This window comes from Parabacteroides massiliensis (assembly GCF_900155425.1).
In the GTDB taxonomy this organism is placed as follows: domain Bacteria; phylum Bacteroidota; class Bacteroidia; order Bacteroidales; family Tannerellaceae; genus Parabacteroides; species Parabacteroides massiliensis.
This window is the reverse complement of record NZ_LT700189.1, coordinates 1,124,894-1,141,229: the sequence shown is the minus strand read 5'-3', so window position 1 is coordinate 1,141,229 and position 16,336 is coordinate 1,124,894. Positions and strand designations below refer to the sequence as shown.

The 16,336-nt window shown below is 50.9% G+C and carries 14 protein-coding genes and 1 pseudogene; all 15 read left to right on the top strand.

What is annotated here, in order from left to right; all coding sequences use genetic code 11:
- Positions 1 to 24: 24 nt before the first annotated feature.
- The 15 genes and pseudogenes from BQ9893_RS04870 to BQ9893_RS04800 all read left to right on the top strand — a co-directional run bounded on the left by BQ9893_RS04870 (position 25) and on the right by BQ9893_RS04800 (position 16,327).
- The gene (locus BQ9893_RS04870; protein WP_075964981.1) at positions 25 to 2,298 is read left to right on the top strand and encodes a fimbrillin family protein; all 2,274 of its coding nucleotides are present in this window, start codon (positions 25 to 27) and stop codon (positions 2,296 to 2,298) included.
- Between the two features lie 184 nt (positions 2,299 to 2,482).
- Complete coding sequence (locus BQ9893_RS04865; protein ID WP_081415364.1) at positions 2,483 to 5,119, top strand: fimbrillin family protein; 2,637 nt, start codon at positions 2,483 to 2,485, stop codon at positions 5,117 to 5,119.
- 236 nt (positions 5,120 to 5,355) lie between these two features.
- Positions 5,356 to 5,637, top strand: a complete 282-nt coding sequence (locus BQ9893_RS04860; RefSeq protein WP_075964979.1) for a hypothetical protein — start codon at positions 5,356 to 5,358, stop codon at positions 5,635 to 5,637.
- The gene (locus BQ9893_RS04855; RefSeq protein ID WP_244155055.1) at positions 5,630 to 6,502 is read left to right on the top strand and encodes an RteC domain-containing protein; all 873 of its coding nucleotides are present in this window, start codon (positions 5,630 to 5,632) and stop codon (positions 6,500 to 6,502) included. The genes BQ9893_RS04860 and BQ9893_RS04855 overlap by 8 nt, the downstream gene beginning before the upstream one ends.
- A 50-nt stretch (positions 6,503 to 6,552) precedes the next feature.
- Positions 6,553 to 6,999: a PepSY-like domain-containing protein gene (locus tag BQ9893_RS04850; protein ID WP_075964978.1), complete on the top strand. Its 447-nt coding sequence runs from the start codon at positions 6,553 to 6,555 to the stop codon at positions 6,997 to 6,999.
- Between the two features lie 160 nt (positions 7,000 to 7,159).
- Positions 7,160 to 7,444 (top strand): hypothetical protein, encoded by a 285-nt coding sequence (locus tag BQ9893_RS04845; RefSeq protein ID WP_244155054.1) that lies wholly within the window; start codon positions 7,160 to 7,162, stop codon positions 7,442 to 7,444.
- Between the two features lie 283 nt (positions 7,445 to 7,727).
- The gene (locus BQ9893_RS04840; protein ID WP_139322561.1) at positions 7,728 to 8,426 is read left to right on the top strand and encodes a hypothetical protein; all 699 of its coding nucleotides are present in this window, start codon (positions 7,728 to 7,730) and stop codon (positions 8,424 to 8,426) included.
- 43 nt (positions 8,427 to 8,469) lie between these two features.
- Entirely contained in the window at positions 8,470 to 8,931 is a 462-nt protein-coding gene (locus tag BQ9893_RS04835; RefSeq protein ID WP_075964975.1) for a PepSY-like domain-containing protein, read from the top strand.
- A 594-nt stretch (positions 8,932 to 9,525) separates the two neighbouring features.
- Entirely contained in the window at positions 9,526 to 10,311 is a 786-nt protein-coding gene (locus BQ9893_RS22005) for a hypothetical protein (protein WP_244155053.1), read from the top strand.
- Positions 10,308 to 11,366, top strand: a complete 1,059-nt coding sequence (locus tag BQ9893_RS04825) for a YncE family protein (RefSeq protein WP_075964973.1) — start codon at positions 10,308 to 10,310, stop codon at positions 11,364 to 11,366. Before BQ9893_RS22005 ends, BQ9893_RS04825 begins: the two co-directional genes overlap by 4 nt.
- A 101-nt stretch (positions 11,367 to 11,467) precedes the next feature.
- Positions 11,468 to 12,697, top strand: coding sequence for an AAA family ATPase (locus BQ9893_RS04820; RefSeq protein ID WP_075964972.1), 1,230 nt, complete (start codon positions 11,468 to 11,470; stop codon positions 12,695 to 12,697).
- Between the two features lie 38 nt (positions 12,698 to 12,735).
- Positions 12,736 to 13,257: an RloB family protein gene (locus BQ9893_RS04815; RefSeq protein ID WP_244155052.1), complete on the top strand. Its 522-nt coding sequence runs from the start codon at positions 12,736 to 12,738 to the stop codon at positions 13,255 to 13,257.
- Between the two features lie 344 nt (positions 13,258 to 13,601).
- Entirely contained in the window at positions 13,602 to 13,979 is a 378-nt protein-coding gene (locus BQ9893_RS04810) for a helix-turn-helix domain-containing protein (protein ID WP_075964970.1), read from the top strand.
- Positions 13,976 to 16,050: pseudogene (locus BQ9893_RS04805) on the top strand (AAA family ATPase). The gene BQ9893_RS04810 and the pseudogene BQ9893_RS04805 overlap by 4 nt, the downstream one beginning before the upstream one ends.
- Positions 16,025 to 16,327 carry a helix-turn-helix domain-containing protein gene (locus BQ9893_RS04800; protein ID WP_075964969.1) on the top strand — a complete coding sequence of 101 codons (303 nt, stop codon included), beginning with the start codon at positions 16,025 to 16,027 and terminating at the stop codon, positions 16,325 to 16,327. The pseudogene BQ9893_RS04805 and the gene BQ9893_RS04800 overlap by 26 nt, the downstream one beginning before the upstream one ends.
- Positions 16,328 to 16,336 lie beyond the last annotated feature (9 nt).

Sequence of the window (16,336 nt, the reverse complement as noted above, 5' to 3'; positions counted from 1 at the left end):
TTTGAACAATAAAAAAGACAAGATATGAACTACAGGAACAGACTGATGATCCTTTCGTTCATCGCGCTGGCAGTGTTCTCCGCCTGTACGGACGTGGTGGAGAACGGTGGTCAACGCCCTGTCAAGGGCGACCACAGCCTGAGCTTCGCCGTGAGTACGCCCGGCTCGCAAACGTGGACGAAGGCGGACGGCACTCATGCGGCTTCCGCTCCTGCCACGCAAGAGCTTGAACCCGTCGAAATGGAGGGGAAGGTGAACGGGAAGACCGTCTACCTATCCGCTGAAGTAACCGACGGATTTCCCGGTGAAAATCGTCCGATGACGCGCGGCACGCAGGTAACCGATGACAACAAGGCGAAAGACGGCATCATGGAGACCTTCGCCGTATCGGCCTATACGGATATTACGGGCACAGCCGACTTCATGTATAGCGTGCCGACAACGATGGGAAGCCCTGAGAACGGTACTTATTATTGGTATCCCGAAGAGAAATTCTACTGGCCGGGTGTCAAGTCCCTGAACTTCTATGCCTGGTATCCGCACACTGCCAATGCGGAAGGCTTGACCGTATCGGGTGCTGACGAGAACGGTACTCCAAAGCTCCATTACACCGCTCCCAACGACGTGAAGAAGCAGATGGACGTGATGACGGCTGTCGCTACCAACCAGGCAGAACAGGAAGCCATACCCTTGACCTTCAACCATGCCTTATCGGCCGTGAAATTCGTGGCAGGAAGCGACCTCCCCAACTGTGTGGTAAAGTCCGTCAAACTGTACAACTTGCAGTATGAAGGTACGTATGATATAGCCTCTTCCTCTTGGACAGAAGTAAAGCCCGATAAGAAAGATTTCATCGTCAGTTGGGGTTATAACGCAGTGGAAGGCTCGGAAGGCTCGCCTGTGACTCGGGAAGACGAGACTTTCTTCTTAGTGCCGCAAACCTTGGACGGAGTAAAGGTGGAGGTGACGTTTATGAATACCGACAACACCGAGTTCACTGTGGGCGCATCCCTCAGTGGTACGTGGGAAAAGGGTAAGACCTATATTTATAAAATCTCGTACAACTTCGTTTACATAGGTGTATCGAACGAGAAGTTTGTTGCCTATGTGGATAAGACGGATGAGATGAAAGACCAAATAGCTTTCTATGTGAATTTCAGTTCGTCTGACCCAAATGACACAAGAATAATCATTTCTCCGAAAAATGGCGGCCTGACTGTTACACCTAAGACTATAACACCCGGCTCAAACATACCTATCAAAGTCTCTTGGGATGGAACAAAGAACTGGCTATATGCCAATATGGCGATAACTAAAAGTGAAGATGACAGAGAAGATAAAATGCTAATGTACTGCGTGGAGCAGAAAACCCTTACTGCTGACTTCGGTTTCAAGGATTGCGAACGAAATATCTCTCGTGAGGCGGAGAAATGGAATATCGTAGTGGATGCGACAGGCGCACGCTTAAAAGACGAGGTCACGAAATTGCAAGCACGTGTGGTCATCTCTTCCAACATAGACGATACACAAATTTCTGACTTGGGACGAGACCTTACTTACGGTGATCCTGCAAGCATATACATTGACAAGGCAACAATGACAGGCATTTCTGTCAAACCCTACGTGAAGAAGCGTTGGGACAACGGGGTTAACGATGCAACCAACAATGGCGAACGAACAGTAAACGTGCAAGTGAAAAGAGCGGATTCGGACGATTGGTGCGATATAGACACCAAAGGAACTATGAGTGACAGATTCTACTGGGGAAAGAATTATTGCATAGGAACTGATACTTATTATGCCGGAGAAACTACTAAAAACGATTGGAACGATTGTGCAACCAAAATATTAACAGCATATTGGAAGGTGCATAAGAACCACCCTCTGTTCGGCTTATACAGGTGGACTATTCCGAGATTAGATACGAAGGCAGATGTAAACACTAATCCCCTATATGCGGTACATAGTGCCTCTAAAGGGCTGAATGGTTTGAATGTCAATAGTCTTTATGGAGTTGTTGGACTAAGTCCAAATATGCTATATCAAGGGTGTACCAAGGTCACCAGTATTGTTGACCCTGATAATCCTCAGTCTGCTTGGAATGCTATATATAACAACGATATTGGAACTTTCATGGTAGGAGGAAAAGGTGACTGGCCAAACAATTGGGATGCCAGCTGGAGTGATGGCGCACACTGTGCGCAGTGGTATCCGATAGTATATGCTGCGGATTATTGTGAATCGAGTGACCGTCCTACAGACGAGCTTCCTATTTCCGGGAAATCGGTAAACGAATAAAGATAAATCGTTTTAATAGCATAAATAAGCAATACATTCTTCTTGTGTATAACGAGAGGAATGTATTATATCCAATCCATATAGGATACAGATGGGAACAACGAAAGTACTTGAAACGGAAAGAAAAAAACAGAGATGTCGTTTCTGTTTGCCAAAGGAATAACGAAATAAAATAAATAACTATATGACAGCAAGAAAAAGACTAATGAGCCTTTCGCTCATCGCACTGGCAGTGTTTTCCGCCTGTACGGACGAGGTGGAAAACGGAGGTCAACGTCCTGTCAAGGGCGACCACAGCCTGAGCTTTGCCGTGAGTACGCCCGGCTCGCAAACGTGGACGAAGGCGGACGGCACTCGTGCGGCTTCCACTCCTGCCACGCAACAGCTTGAACCCGTCGAGATGGAGGGTAAGGTGAATGGGAAGACCGTCTACCTAACTGCCGAAGTGACGGACGGATTTCCCGGTGACAACCGGATAATGACACGGGGGACGCAGGTAACCGAGGACAACAAGACGAAAGACGGTATCATGGAGACCTTTGCCGTATCGGCCTATACGGATATTACGGGCACAGCCGACTTCATGTATAGCGTGCCGACAACGAAGGGGAGCCCTGAGAACGGTACTTATTATTGGTATCCCGAAGAGAAATTCTACTGGCCGGGCGTCAAGTCCCTGAACTTCTATGCCTGGTATCCGCACACCGCCAACGCGGAAGGCTTGACCGTATCGGGTGCTGACGAGAACGGTACTCCAAAGCTCCATTACACCGCTCCCGACGACGTGAAAAAGCAGATGGACGTGATGACGGCTGTCGCTACCAATCAGAGTGAACAGGAAGCCATACCCTTGACCTTCAACCATGCCTTATCGGCCGTGAAATTCGTGGCAGGAAGCGACCTGTCCAACTGTGTGGTAAAGTCCGTCAAACTGTACAACTTGCAGTATGAAGGTACGTATGATATAGCCTCTTCAACTTGGACAGAAGTAAAATCCGATAAGAAAGATTTCACCGTCAGTTGGGGGTATAACGCTGTGGAAGGCACAGAAGGTTCGCCTGTTACTCGGGAGGACGAGACTTTCTTCTTGGTGCCGCAGACCTTGGACGGTGCAAAGGTGGAGGTGACGTTTATGAATACCGACAACACCGAGTTCACTGTGGGTGCAGCCCTCAGTGGTACGTGGGAAAAGGGTAAGACCTATATTTATAAAATCTCGTACAACTTCGTTTACATAGGTGTATCGAACGAGAAGTTTGTAGCCTATGTGGATAAGACGGATGAGATGAAAGACCAGATAGCTTTCTATGTGAATTTCAGTTCGTCTGACCCCAATGACACGCGAATGATCTTTTCCGCAGAAGATTTTGATCAAAATGCTGTAATAAGTGTTACCCCTAAAACTATAACACCCGGCTCAAACATCCCAATCAAAATCTCTTGGAAGGGGAAAGAAAACTGGGTATATACCGAAGTGACGATATCTAAAAGTTTATCTGACTTCCAGCAGTATAAAGATGATAAACGGCTTTGGGTAATTCGCCCCGATGTGGAAGCAAATCGTGTAGATGGTGAAACAAATATCTTTGAAGAGGATGGTGGGTTCTGGATTTACTCTTTGCCGGAAACAACCAGCCAGCCTTTTAAGGACGAATACTCCGATGGTGACATTATAGAAGTTCAAAATATAACGGAATCGGATTGGTTGGCCATCACCCCGTTGTCCACCTACAACAAGAATGCAAAATACCAAGCCATCTACAATAACGCTTCGAAGGGCGACATCTACCTGCAAACATTGAGTGTTCCGAGTGAGAACCGCTTCGCATCATTGCTTGCTTGTAAGGAGGACTTCAAACAGAATATAATGTACTGCGTGGAGCAGAAAGCCTTTACCGCCGATTTCGGTTTCAAGGATTGTGAACGAAACATTTCTCGTGAGGCGGAGAAATGGAATATAGCCGTAACAGGCGGACGCTTCAAGGATGGAGCACAGATAAAGGCACGTGTAGTGATGGATGCCGGACAAGACGGAGTGACGGATGATGGTTCTCTTACGTATGGGGACGATGCGCTCATAACCTGTACCTCTACGGGCGGTACGTCATCGTACGTGAAGAAACGGTGGGACACACAAGAGAACACGGCTGCAAACAATGGCAAACGTACCGTTCATTTGCAAATACAGAATGCAAGCGTGGATGATGATTGGATAGATTTGAATGTCTCAGGAACAATGCATGACTGGATGACTTGGGGAAAAGACACAAAATCAAACGACGATTTTGTCATTGCGCATGGCTCTTCAGGAGTTCGTTTGGGTGATGCTCCATACGGATCAATGAATAAGTACGATTATTGTATCGCTCCCCTTTATACTACCTGTTGGAATGTTCACAAAGACCATCCTTTCTTCGGGACTACCCAATGGCAATGTACTGGAAATACGTGTGACGACCCTGCATATATGTGGTGGAGCGCAGCTAAGGGTGCAAACAACGTATATGTAAGAGACGTGTCTGAAAATAAAAGTACTTTAAGCCAGTTAAAAGCAATTGTAAGAGCTATGTCTACTACTAATGCTTATACTTATAAAGACTATATAGAAGGTAGACTAAGTACTCCGGGACAATATGTATATGTTCCTGTACAAGGTGCAAGGTGGTATACAGACAGTGAGGGCGCGAGGTACTTTACCACAAGTGAAACCGCAACTTCTTTTGCTGTTAAGTATATCCAGAATCGTCCTACAAACGATACGCCCATAGAACAAGAGACCATTTATAATAATTACAGAGCTTATTCTGATAAGTATAAGTAATATAATCAATCTATTACAATTTGAACTTTAGAATTACGAAAACGAATTACAATTCTGAGAGACGTGTCGAACGGTGTAATTTGCTTTCGTAACCAACAAGATTATATATACACTTTAAATACATCAAGACTCTCCCCTGCACAGCGGGGAGGGATATGTATAATAACCCTATAACTTGCCGCCCTTGTGAAAGACCGGCAAGTTCCCCCTAAGTTAATACATATAAGAATACGAATATGGAAACAAAGATACTTGAAACGGAAAGAGACAACAAGGATGCCGTCCACCTCCATTGGAACGAGGCGGACAAGACGTGGAATGCCTACGGCACATCGGCAGAGAACGCCCTGCGTATCAACCCCGAACTCCGCACGCTGACGGACAAGGCGGAGCTGGATGGCACACAGGTGACACACCTGAAAGTGACCACCGGACAGTTTGAGCGGTACGGCCTTGCCGACTACTGCGTGGCGGTGGATGACGAGCTTTTGGAACTGAAGATACCCGTGCATGGCTGAGACGGACATGAAGGATTTCGCCGCAAGGCTTGAGGAAGAGGCAGAAAAGAAAGTGGAGAAGATAGAGGCCGGAGACCTGAACATGATCAAGAAGTCATTCGAAGCCTCGTTGGTGCTCGCGGACGCTTTCCTGCAACTGAAAGCCTTCATAGCGGGGTACACGTTCCGTGACGAAGCGGAGGAAATCGAGTTCTTCAAGACAATCAAGCCCCGAATCTGCCACCGGCTCATCTACTACCGTAAGATATACAACATCGAGATGAACCGTCCCGTAGGCAACGAGTCACAGCGAAGCTACCTGATAGACGAGATACGGGGCATCAACCGTTACAACGAGAAACGTTCGGATTTCGTACGTTACTACCGCTCTGGGCTGACCCACTTGGACGCACTCTATTACCTGCGTGGCAACCTTGACACGGCACTCTACTTGGAGTCGTTCCATCACGAGCGTGATCCGTCCTTCTCGACCAACTGTGACTTCATGGCGGCACGGCTTCTTGCCAACGAGCGGCTGATCCGTTACCTGACGAAGGAATTAGAGGCGTTCGAGCTGCGGCAAGCCGAAGAATCGTTGCCGAAGGTGCGCCTGACATGGGAAGCGACGAAGACGGAGCTGACCGAACTGCTGTTCGCATTGGACAGCCGTAAGGCATTCGGGGATGTCCCGTTGACAAGACTGTCGGAGTACGTGCAGCGGGCGTTCAACATCGAGCTGGACAAGAACCTGTCCCGGACATTCGGCGACCTGCGCATCCGCAACCGGCAGACGCCTTTCCTTGACAGCCTGAAAGCCGCGCTGCTCAGGCGGATGAACCGCCCGATGAACAGCCGTCCCGGAGGGCGGAACAGAAAGACGCTATGAAAAAGGTAAATTAAAAAAAACAAATGGGAACCCAATAAAATAAAAAGAACATGAAACAGGTGCTTATCAAGACATGGTTGCTGCTGTCCGTGATACTGACGGTAGTATCCTGCGACAAGGACGAAAAGGAAATCGGCTACGACGCTCTGCCCCAGAAGGCGCAGCTGTTCATTGCGCAGTACTTCCCAATGGCGGAATGCAGCCGCATCGTGCGTGACAAGGACGACGGCACGACCGAGTACGAGGCATGGCTCTCGGACGGCACGGAGCTGGACTTTGACAAGCAAGGCGACTGGACGAGCGTGGACTGCAAGTTCTCCGCGCTGCCAGAGGGTATTTTGCCCGAAGCCATCGCGACGGACATCGCCACCCGTTACCCCGATGCTGTACCTTACAAGGTGGAGAAACAACCGGGCGGTTACGAGATAGATATTCCCTGCTGGGAATTGTACTACAACTATCAAGGCACGTTCATCCGTGCCGAAAGGGACTGGTAAATTTCAAGAACGATTAAAACCTGACACTATGTTCATATATGACAGCAAAATCGCCCGGCTGCTGCAAGGCCGGCTGAACCCCTACGATTACGTGACCCTCCCGATTGTCACCCTGACCGCCCTCCCCTACGGAGAGCAAGGAATTTGGGAGGAGATGGAGATGAGCATCCACCGCCGACAGTACACGGAATGTTTCCTTGCGGCACTGCTGCCGTCCCTGCTTCTGGGCTGGCAGGTGTGCTGGGGACTTGCCGCCCTGCCACTGTTCACATATTACATCCTCTATTGGGCGGAACGGTTGGCTGTCGGCCATTTGGCGTTCGACTACGAGGCGGAAAAAGAAAGCGAGGAAGTAAGCTACTTCGTGGTGCGCAAACGCTTCGCTTGGTGGAAATGGTATTGGAAAAAGGAACTGCCGGCCATCGACCGAGACTGGCTCTGCTAAAATAAGAAAAGTGCAATTCAGACAAATATATAAGAGAGAAAAGACATAGGAGTTCCGCCCTTGCGAAAGGCCGGGACTTCTTGGGTATTTTAGTGTTTTGGCTTGTCCGAATTCCCGGCAAGCCGATATACCAATAGTTAGTTCACTTCGCATCGGCGGATGCGGTACAAGTGAAGACAACGAAGAATCAGGGAGCTTCCGCCTGCGACAGCCCGGAGCTTCCGTTTTTTTATTTACGGAATGCGATAAAGTCAATAAACAAGAACGATTAAATAATATGGCAATGAAAACATTGAAATGGAATAATTTGATACTTTTGCCGGGAAAGACGGTGTCCGCCCTCGTGCGTTGCGGTTTCCCGGTGGCAGGGGAATTAGTGATGAAGACCTTGTTCCCCCGTGCGGACCATTCACGGTACGAACGTGCCGTGCGTGATTACCTGTGGCACAAGTATGCGGAAATCGTGAGATGGTACGAGGACAGCCCCTGTCCGACAGGACACCTTACGGCGGACGCCCCGATATGGGTGTTCCTCCCCGAAGAGGGAGAAAAGGAAAATAACGAGCTCTTGCAATCGGTACGCAAGGAATCCGGCAACCGCCCGGTGCGCGTGATTACCCGTGAGAATTACCGCAGGTGCGTCAGCCTTCCCGGTCAGCTCATCAAACGGCTCGAACGGGTGGATGATGGCATCTTGTCCGAGCTACTCTGCCACACCCTACTCTTCAGGCAGGACGGCACGTATGTGGACGCACGCAGATGGGAAAGTGCCAAGAAAGGCGACCCGGTACACGGCTTCGTGTTCGATACGTTGGCGGCGTGTATCTCCGCCCGTCTGCCGATAGTTGACGGAGACCTGTCCGGCATCCTCACGCACATGGCGGAAGGCTGCATCCACTCCGTCCGGGCGAAACGGAACGAGCTGGACAGGATGATCCTGCAATCCTGCTCGCTAAGGGCAACCGGCTTCAGTATGGAGTGACAAACGATGAAAAGAAAAGAACAACAGATAAAAAACTGAAAACATGAAAATGAGATTCGACCGTACAATCGCCACCGTCAGCATTTGCGTGGCTTTTGTCCTTTGCATCGTCCTGCCGGCCTGTGCCGACAACAAGAGACCGATCACGGCAGAACAGCTTCCAGCCAAGTCGCAAACTTTCCTGAAGAAACATTTCAAGGGAAAACGTGCCATGCTCGTCACGTTGGAGCGCGAGCACCTGAAAACGACCTACGAGGTGCGCTATGCCGATGGCACCGGGGTGGAGTTCGACAAGGACGGCGAGTGGAAGGAAGTGGACTGCCGCCTTGACACCGTGCCCGTGGCTATCGTTCCGCTGCCCATCCTGACTTTCGTGAAGGAACATTACTCCGACAGCTACATCTGCAAGGTGGAACGCGACCGCAAGGGCTATGAGGTGAAGTTGAACAACCGGCTGGAACTGACTTTCGACCCCAGATTCCGCCTGATAGAAATGGATGACTAAGGGCAAGCCGATAGGAACGCAAGAAGTACGATTATGAACGAACCTGCAAAAATAGACAAGAACAATCGAATGAATGACAAGACAAGAACAAAAGACATGACCCGAAAGGGCTTATGGGCCTTGCTATGCGCGGCCATGCTGCTGCCTGTAGCCTGCTCCACCGTCTACGAGGACGAGACGGTGTACAACGACATCGAGATCCCCTTCAAGGACGACTTCCGCACGGACACCGTGACCTATGGAAAGTTACCAGCAGAGCACGCCCGTCACATTCTGAACCTTGCCGACCCCTCGTCGGAAATCGTGGGCAAGGCGGATTACACCTTCCGCACCGACGAGCTGATCAGCGTGCGGCAGACCGCCGAAGATGATTCGCTCCGCATCACCAGCTGGTCGGCAAAAACCATCTATGATGTGACGCTCGAAATGTACATCCCCGAAGTCGGGGAATACCTGCCCGTGGCCTACCTCGACTCCATCCCCGGCTTCTCCCGTTTCACGTTCAAGCCCTCATTCGTGGGACGGCGTAACGTGTGTCGCACGGCGGACGGCGGATTCGTCAGCTTCGAGTGCCCGCACCTTGACATGGAGCACATGATGGTACGCCTTCAGAGCGACGACGAACATTTCAAGAAACTACAGAAGATAGATGCCAAGTGGACGTGCAGCTTTTCCAATTATAGCTGGACACCCACCGCAGGAGACAACTGCCCCTACAGGGAATTGCGGCCCATATACGCCCGCGAATGGGTTGTTATCGTGAGCAACTATGCCTACATGATGACCACGCCCGAATACGACTATGTACTATCGCACTTCAGCGAGGTGATGGGTGGCGACCTGTGCGACAACGACAAGATTCTCTTCGATGCCGACAAGTACCAGACGGAGAAGGAACGCTTCAAAGCCGAGAAGACCTTCATTTTGGGACAGAGCAGCCCGGCCTACGGCGGACTGGGCGGTGGATATATCTGGACGGTGACGGACTGGAACTTCTACGGGCACTACGCCTCATTCAGCGGATGGGAGGCCATCGCCCACGAGTTCATGCACTGCATGGGATATTCGCACAACAGCAACATGACCTACGGTGCGAACAACGAGGCCGGCGTGAACGTGGGCTGGACGGTGTTCATCTGGCAGCTGCACATGTGGCTGAGCCGCAAAGGAGACCTGCCCTATACCGACCGCAACCTCTTGGGCTTCCACAAGCCGGAGAACGCACCTTACCGTGACTGCGACATCAATGCCATCTTCCAAGACGACGCGGTGTTGGAACAGAACATCGAGAAGTTTTACAAGCAAAGCCGGCTCGTGAAATACTTCACCGAGCACCCGGTAACAGTTACCACGGCCAAAGGAAAGGAGGAAACGAAATGAAGAAAGGCATAATGATATGCGCAGGTATCGTAGGGATATTGACGGCCTGTGAGCAGACCGAGATACGCGAAATCACGGAAGACCGTTACGTGCCGCAACCGGTGGACACCGTATCGGTGATGGACAACTACTATCTGGACGGATACACGGTACGTACCGCCGCCGACTTGGGCGAGAACCGCACCCTGCAAGCCGTGAACCTCTGCTTGGACGAAGGCGAGCTGTACGTGGCAAACGCAGCAGAAAGCTGCGTGGACGTGTTCGATGCGGAAGCCCTGACCTACAAGCGGAGCATCGCCAACGGGGACAGAACCCTTGCCCGTGACGTGTACGTGGAGGGCGACCACCTGTTCGTGGCCGCCGGTAACAACCGCGAGGTGCAGGTGTTTGACAAGCGTACCGGAACATACCTGACCCGACTGGGCACAGGCTCGTGGCCGGCAAGCAACGTGTCGTGGGCTGGCTGTGTGGCGGCTACGAAACGCTTCGCCTTTGTTCGCGATTCAAAGGAACAGAACGTCCGCGTGTTCGACCGCGAAGCCATCGAACTCATGGCAGCGAACAACAATGCCGTGTTCGCCCGTCTGAGCACGCCCGGCAACTTCATCGGCAGCGGCACGGAGCCGCAGGGGGATTCCTACGACATGGAGGTCATCGGAGACTCGCTGTACGCCTTCATCCCCCGTTCGGGCATCGTTTACGCATGGAAGATAAGCGAGATAGAGGCGCAAAAGGACAATACGCCCACTTCCGTAACCACGCCAACCGGCGTAAAAATCCGCTCGGTGGCGAAAGGCAAGGACGACAGCTCGCTGTTCGTGGCGATGGAGAAGAATGGTAAGATGCAGCTTGCAGAAATCACTCTCTCGGACTTCCAGAGCCGGCGTTTCGACCGTCCGCTCCGAGAGTTCACGGCGGACAGCCGCGTGGTATTGCCCTCGCAGCCGATCATCACATACCTTTACGAGCGGCTGATACTTACGGGCAGCGACAAGCTGGAACGCTGGGAGATTCGGAACAATCCATCGTATGTGATACGGCCGGGAGGAAAGTGAATGTTAAAGTATCACTAATCAACCTATATTTTATCAATAAGTGATTGATACATTAAATTAAAAGTCTATATTTGCAGGAAAGCTACAAATATAGACTTTTAATGATACTTAAAATTGAATTTGAAAATTTCTATTCCATCAAGGACAGAATCAGAATAGACTTCCGTGCTGCAAATATCAACACGGCTTTGGCTCGTGAGTTGAAGCATAATGTCATGGAATGGAACGGTGTCCCCATATTGAAGTCGGTGGGGTTGTTCGGACCGAACGCTTCGGGCAAATCCAACATCCTCACAGCCATCAGTTTTTGCTGTCGGATGGTTCTTGAATCACACCTTAATAACGAAGGTGCGGTTTTCAATTTCGAGCCGTTCAAATTTGACGGTATGCAAGACAAGCCAAGCAAATTCCTGATTGATTTTGTCTGTGAAAACGTGGAATACGAATATGCCTTTGAATTAACCAAGAGCAAAATCCTTGCAGAAAGCCTGTACCACTATCCTGTCGGTAGACGAGCCAAGGTGTTTGTCCGCAAGGCTGACGGAACATATAGCTTTGGAAACGGAGTAATTGCAAAACCCGGCGACGTGGTGCTTAACACGAGCGACAAGAACCTTTTTCTTAGCCGGGCAAGTTCCATGAATCGGGAAATCGGGCAGAAACTATACCGGTATTTCATGAACCAGTTCCTGCTGGGGCTTGTCAATGTGAACGACATGATGGTACTCGACAGCTTCAATACCTACAAGCGTGTTATCCTAAAGGCTCTGGAGATATGTGACACGGACATTACCGACATAGACGTGCGGAAGGAACAGATTCCTGCGCCGACGGTCGTCCCGGGACAGGCGGAACTTTCCTACAGGCTTGTAGATATTTTGCGGTTCAAAACCGTCCATCGGAACCAGCCGGATGTGATGTTCGATATGGATATGGAGGAATCCAGCGGAACCCGGAAGTTGTTCCAAATCCTGCTAAGGTTGCTTGATGTGGTGAAGTATAAAAAGGGCATCATGATGGACGAGTTCGATATGGGACTGCATACGCGATTGGCCGATTTCATTCTTGATTTGATCCATGCTTCGGAGGGAAGCCAGTTGCTATTTTCTTCGCACAATACCAACCTGATTGACGTCAAGCGTCTCCGAAGGGACCAGATCGTATTTGTAAACAAGACGGAGAACGGTGCGACGGAAGTATATTCGCTCTATGACTTCAAGGATTTCCGTGAAAACATGGATGCGGAAAAGGGGTACATACAGGGTCGCTTTGACGCTGTCCCGTATGTCGATTCTTCCGTCGAGTGCATCAAACAATTGCTGGAGGAATGACTATGGCGAGCAGAAGAGAAAAAACGTCCGTCAAGAGAATGCGCAAGATCGCTCTGGTCATTTGCGAGGGAGAAACCGAAGTCTGCTACATCAACCTGTTGAAGAAATGGTATAAGTCACCGGTGCGCATTATTTCACACATAGAGGGTACGAAGATAACCCAATCCCTTGTCGATAGCCGTACACGCGAGGTGAAAATTTCGGCAGGGGACAAGGTCAGTACGTTCCTCATGTATGACATGGATGTTCCGGCCGTCAATGAGAAAATCCTGTCTTGCAAAGCCGAACTCCTTCTAAGTAACCCGTGCATTGAGGTTTGGCTGTTATTGCACGGCAAGGATCAAAAAACGGCACTAAGCACGAAAGCGGCATTGCAAGAATTGAAGAAAAGTGACACTGTGTGGAACAGCTATCAAAAGTCATCGTTCAGCGAGCCCCAACAGGCTTTCCTCAAAGAGAATTTGGAAACGGCGGTCAAAAGAGCCAAGCAACTAAAGGAATTGCAGAATCCGTCTTCAGGGGTTTATAAATTGGTAGCTATCCTGCAAGACGAAGGATAAGAAACTTGACGAGCCGGCTTGGAATAATATGATTCCATTTTGTAAAGCATTTGATCTTTGCAAAATGGAATTTTTATTTGCAAACAATCCTTATACCGATGTCGGTATAAGCTATTTCGTAAGAGAGAAAAGCCACTTTTGCACTGCTTGTTCCGGTTTTTGTCAGTCGATTCTGTTTATACCGAGTAAAATACTTGTCATTCAAAGTCAATCCAACGGTTGTTTATAATGCAATCTATATGATGAACAATCAGATAGATTGCATTGAAATTTAGTCGTACCGACCTCGTGTGCTTCTGTCCGCAAACTGCCGAACTTTGCGGCAAACATTAAAGGAAAACATCATGGAAGTAATTACGATGGAGAGCCGGGCATACCTCCGGCTCATGGAAAAACTGGATTCCATCACCGCATACGTGGAGGAAGCCGTCAGGCGGGAAGAGGAAGCCCGGAAACGGACGGGGGAAGATTCCGTAAATGACGGCAAGTGGATGACGGGGAAAGAGGTATGCGAGGCGTTGGGCGTCAGTTCACGCACGTTGCAGCGTTACCGTATGCAGGGTGAAGTGTCATACTCCCAGTATGGGAAGAACCTGCGCTATCCGAGAGCGGAAATAGATGCCTTTGTGGAAAAACGGTTGGTGAAAACCACTTCCGAACAGGTAGACCGCCTGACCGAAAGGTATGCCATGACCCTGAAAAGGAAAGGCGGTGCGAGATGATCGGCAAGGACGAGATTCTGACGAGAACCAACAACGGGCTGGACGTGTTCCGCCATTACCTTCCCGTGAAATGGAGGGTGGGCCGGAATTTCCTGAACCCCTTGTATGACGACCACAAGGCTTCGTGCAACGTGTATTACGACCGCCGTAGCGGAACGTACAAGATGAAGGATTTCGGGAACGGCGACTATTCCGGAGATTGCTTCTTCCTCGTGGCGAAGCTGAAAGGGCTGGACTGCAAGAACGCTGCGGACTTTGTGGAGGTGCTGGAGACAATAGACCGTGAGCTTTGTCTCGGCATTGCCGGTTACGGGCAGACGGACATGCAGGACAAGCGGTCTTTACAGATTGTCCGTCCGGAAACGGATTCCACCCGTGAAGAACCGGAAAAGGCAGAACCATCGGTGGAAAACCGGCGGATAGCGAAATTTCAGGCCATAGAGAAGCCGTTCAGCGAAAGTGAACGGGCTTATTGGGGGCATCGGGTATCACGGAAGAGACGTTGCACCGCTACGGGGTTGTCTCTCTTCAGGAATACCGTAGCGAGACGAGGGACGGCAGGCCGTTCGGATTCTCCTCTACCCCAGCGGAACCGATGTTCGGTTACAAGGGGAAATGGGGCATGAAGGTGTACCGCCCGAAATCGGAACTCCGCTTTGTCTATGGCGGACACACGGGAGAGGGATATTGCTTCGGTCTGGAACAGCTACCCTCGAAAGGCGACCTGTTATTTATCACGGGCGGCGAGAAAGATGTCCTTACGTTGACTGCGCATGGCTTCCATGCCGTCTGCTTCAATTCGGAAACGTCCCCTGTGCCGCAGAGGTTCTTACGGAAGGTGTCCTACCGCTTCAAGCACATCCTGTTGCTGTATGACACGGACAAGACCGGTTTGGAGTGTTCGGAACGGCTGGTGTCACAACTCTCCGAGTACGGGGTGAAGCGAATCGTGCTTCCGCTGGCCGGGACAAAGGAGGAAAAGGACGTGACCGACTTTTTCCGAACGGGACATACGAGGGAGGAATTGACCGGGTTGTTCCTGAAACTGTTAGACACGCTCTATGGCGACACGTTTGCCGCGCTGAAATCCTGTGAGATTGACTATGACCACCCTCCCCAACAGGCGGTGAGCATCATCACCGCCGGAGAGGTGCCTCTCGGCACGGAGGAGAACATCCTCTGCATCACCGGCGGCGAAGGGACGGGCAAAAGCAACTACACGGCCGCATTGGTTGCCGGGGCGGTTCAGGAGGTGGAAAAGGAAAACGACCTGTTGGGCGTGAAGGTCGAGCCGAACCGCAAGGGGCGTGCCGTTCTGCTGTACGATACGGAACAGAGCGAGCAACAGCTCTACAAGAACGTAGGCCGCCTGCTCAAACGTGCCGGACTGGACCGGATGCCGCTCTTCCTGCACGCTTACTGCCTGACCGGGATGTCGAGGAACGAACGCCTGACCGCCATCATACAGAGCATGGACAAGTACCATTACCTGCACGGTGGCATCCATTTAGTGGTGATAGACGGCGTGGCCGACCTGATCCGCTGCGCCAATGACGAGGCGGAAAGCGTGGCTCTCATCGACGAGATCTACCGGCTGGCCGGGATTTACCGTACCTGCGTGGTCGCCGTCGTGCACTTCGTGCCGAACGGCCTGAAGCTGCGCGGACATTTGGGCAGCGAGCTGCAACGGAAGTCCGCTGCCATCCTCTCCATCGAGAAGGACGAGAACCCGGAAATATCGGTGGTGAAAGCACTGAAAGTGCGTGACGGCAGCCCGTTGGATGTCCCGCTGATGCAGTTTAGGTGGGACCAGAAGGCCGGGATGCCCGTCTATGTCGGGGAGAAGCCGAGAGCGGAGAAGGAGAAACGCAAGGAAAGGGAACTGGCGGACATGGCACGCGAGGCGTTTGCCCGTCAGGACAGGTACGGCTATATCGAGCTGTGCGAACTGATACAGGAAATGTTAGAGGTCAAGGAACGGACGGCCAAAGGGTATATCCGCTACATGAGGGAAAAGGAAATCATTGAAAAGGAAGGAGACAGCTATGTATACAGACAGGGAAGAGTTTGAGGGATGGATGGAGCGCATCATGGACCGCTTCGACCGGACGGACAAGTTGCTGGAGAGGCTGCTGAAGAAGAACAACACGCTGGACGGTGACGAGATACTGGACAATCAGGACTTGTGCCTGCTGCTGAAAGTGGGAATCCGCACGTTGCAACGATACCGCGCCATCGGTGCCTTGCCCTACTTCACCATCAGCGGCAAGGTGTTTTACCGTACACGGGACGTGCATGAGTTCATACGGAAACGGTTCGAGGCGGTGGAGGGGCGGAAAACAGACTGAAAATGGAAT

Coding starts and splice junctions, on each gene's coding strand:
- BQ9893_RS04870 (WP_075964981.1), top strand. CDS start 25: ATGAACTACAGGAACAGACTGATGATCCTTTCGTTCATCGCGCTGGCA.
- BQ9893_RS04865 (WP_081415364.1), top strand. CDS start 2,483: ATGACAGCAAGAAAAAGACTAATGAGCCTTTCGCTCATCGCACTGGCA.
- BQ9893_RS04860 (WP_075964979.1), top strand. CDS start 5,356: ATGGAAACAAAGATACTTGAAACGGAAAGAGACAACAAGGATGCCGTC.
- BQ9893_RS04855 (WP_244155055.1), top strand. CDS start 5,630: ATGGCTGAGACGGACATGAAGGATTTCGCCGCAAGGCTTGAGGAAGAG.
- BQ9893_RS04850 (WP_075964978.1), top strand. CDS start 6,553: ATGAAACAGGTGCTTATCAAGACATGGTTGCTGCTGTCCGTGATACTG.
- BQ9893_RS04845 (WP_244155054.1), top strand. CDS start 7,160: ATGAGCATCCACCGCCGACAGTACACGGAATGTTTCCTTGCGGCACTG.
- BQ9893_RS04840 (WP_139322561.1), top strand. CDS start 7,728: ATGAAAACATTGAAATGGAATAATTTGATACTTTTGCCGGGAAAGACG.
- BQ9893_RS04835 (WP_075964975.1), top strand. CDS start 8,470: ATGAAAATGAGATTCGACCGTACAATCGCCACCGTCAGCATTTGCGTG.
- BQ9893_RS22005 (WP_244155053.1), top strand. CDS start 9,526: ATGATGGTACGCCTTCAGAGCGACGACGAACATTTCAAGAAACTACAG.
- BQ9893_RS04825 (WP_075964973.1), top strand. CDS start 10,308: ATGAAGAAAGGCATAATGATATGCGCAGGTATCGTAGGGATATTGACG.
- BQ9893_RS04820 (WP_075964972.1), top strand. CDS start 11,468: ATGATACTTAAAATTGAATTTGAAAATTTCTATTCCATCAAGGACAGA.
- BQ9893_RS04815 (WP_244155052.1), top strand. CDS start 12,736: ATGCGCAAGATCGCTCTGGTCATTTGCGAGGGAGAAACCGAAGTCTGC.
- BQ9893_RS04810 (WP_075964970.1), top strand. CDS start 13,602: ATGGAAGTAATTACGATGGAGAGCCGGGCATACCTCCGGCTCATGGAA.
- BQ9893_RS04800 (WP_075964969.1), top strand. CDS start 16,025: ATGTATACAGACAGGGAAGAGTTTGAGGGATGGATGGAGCGCATCATG.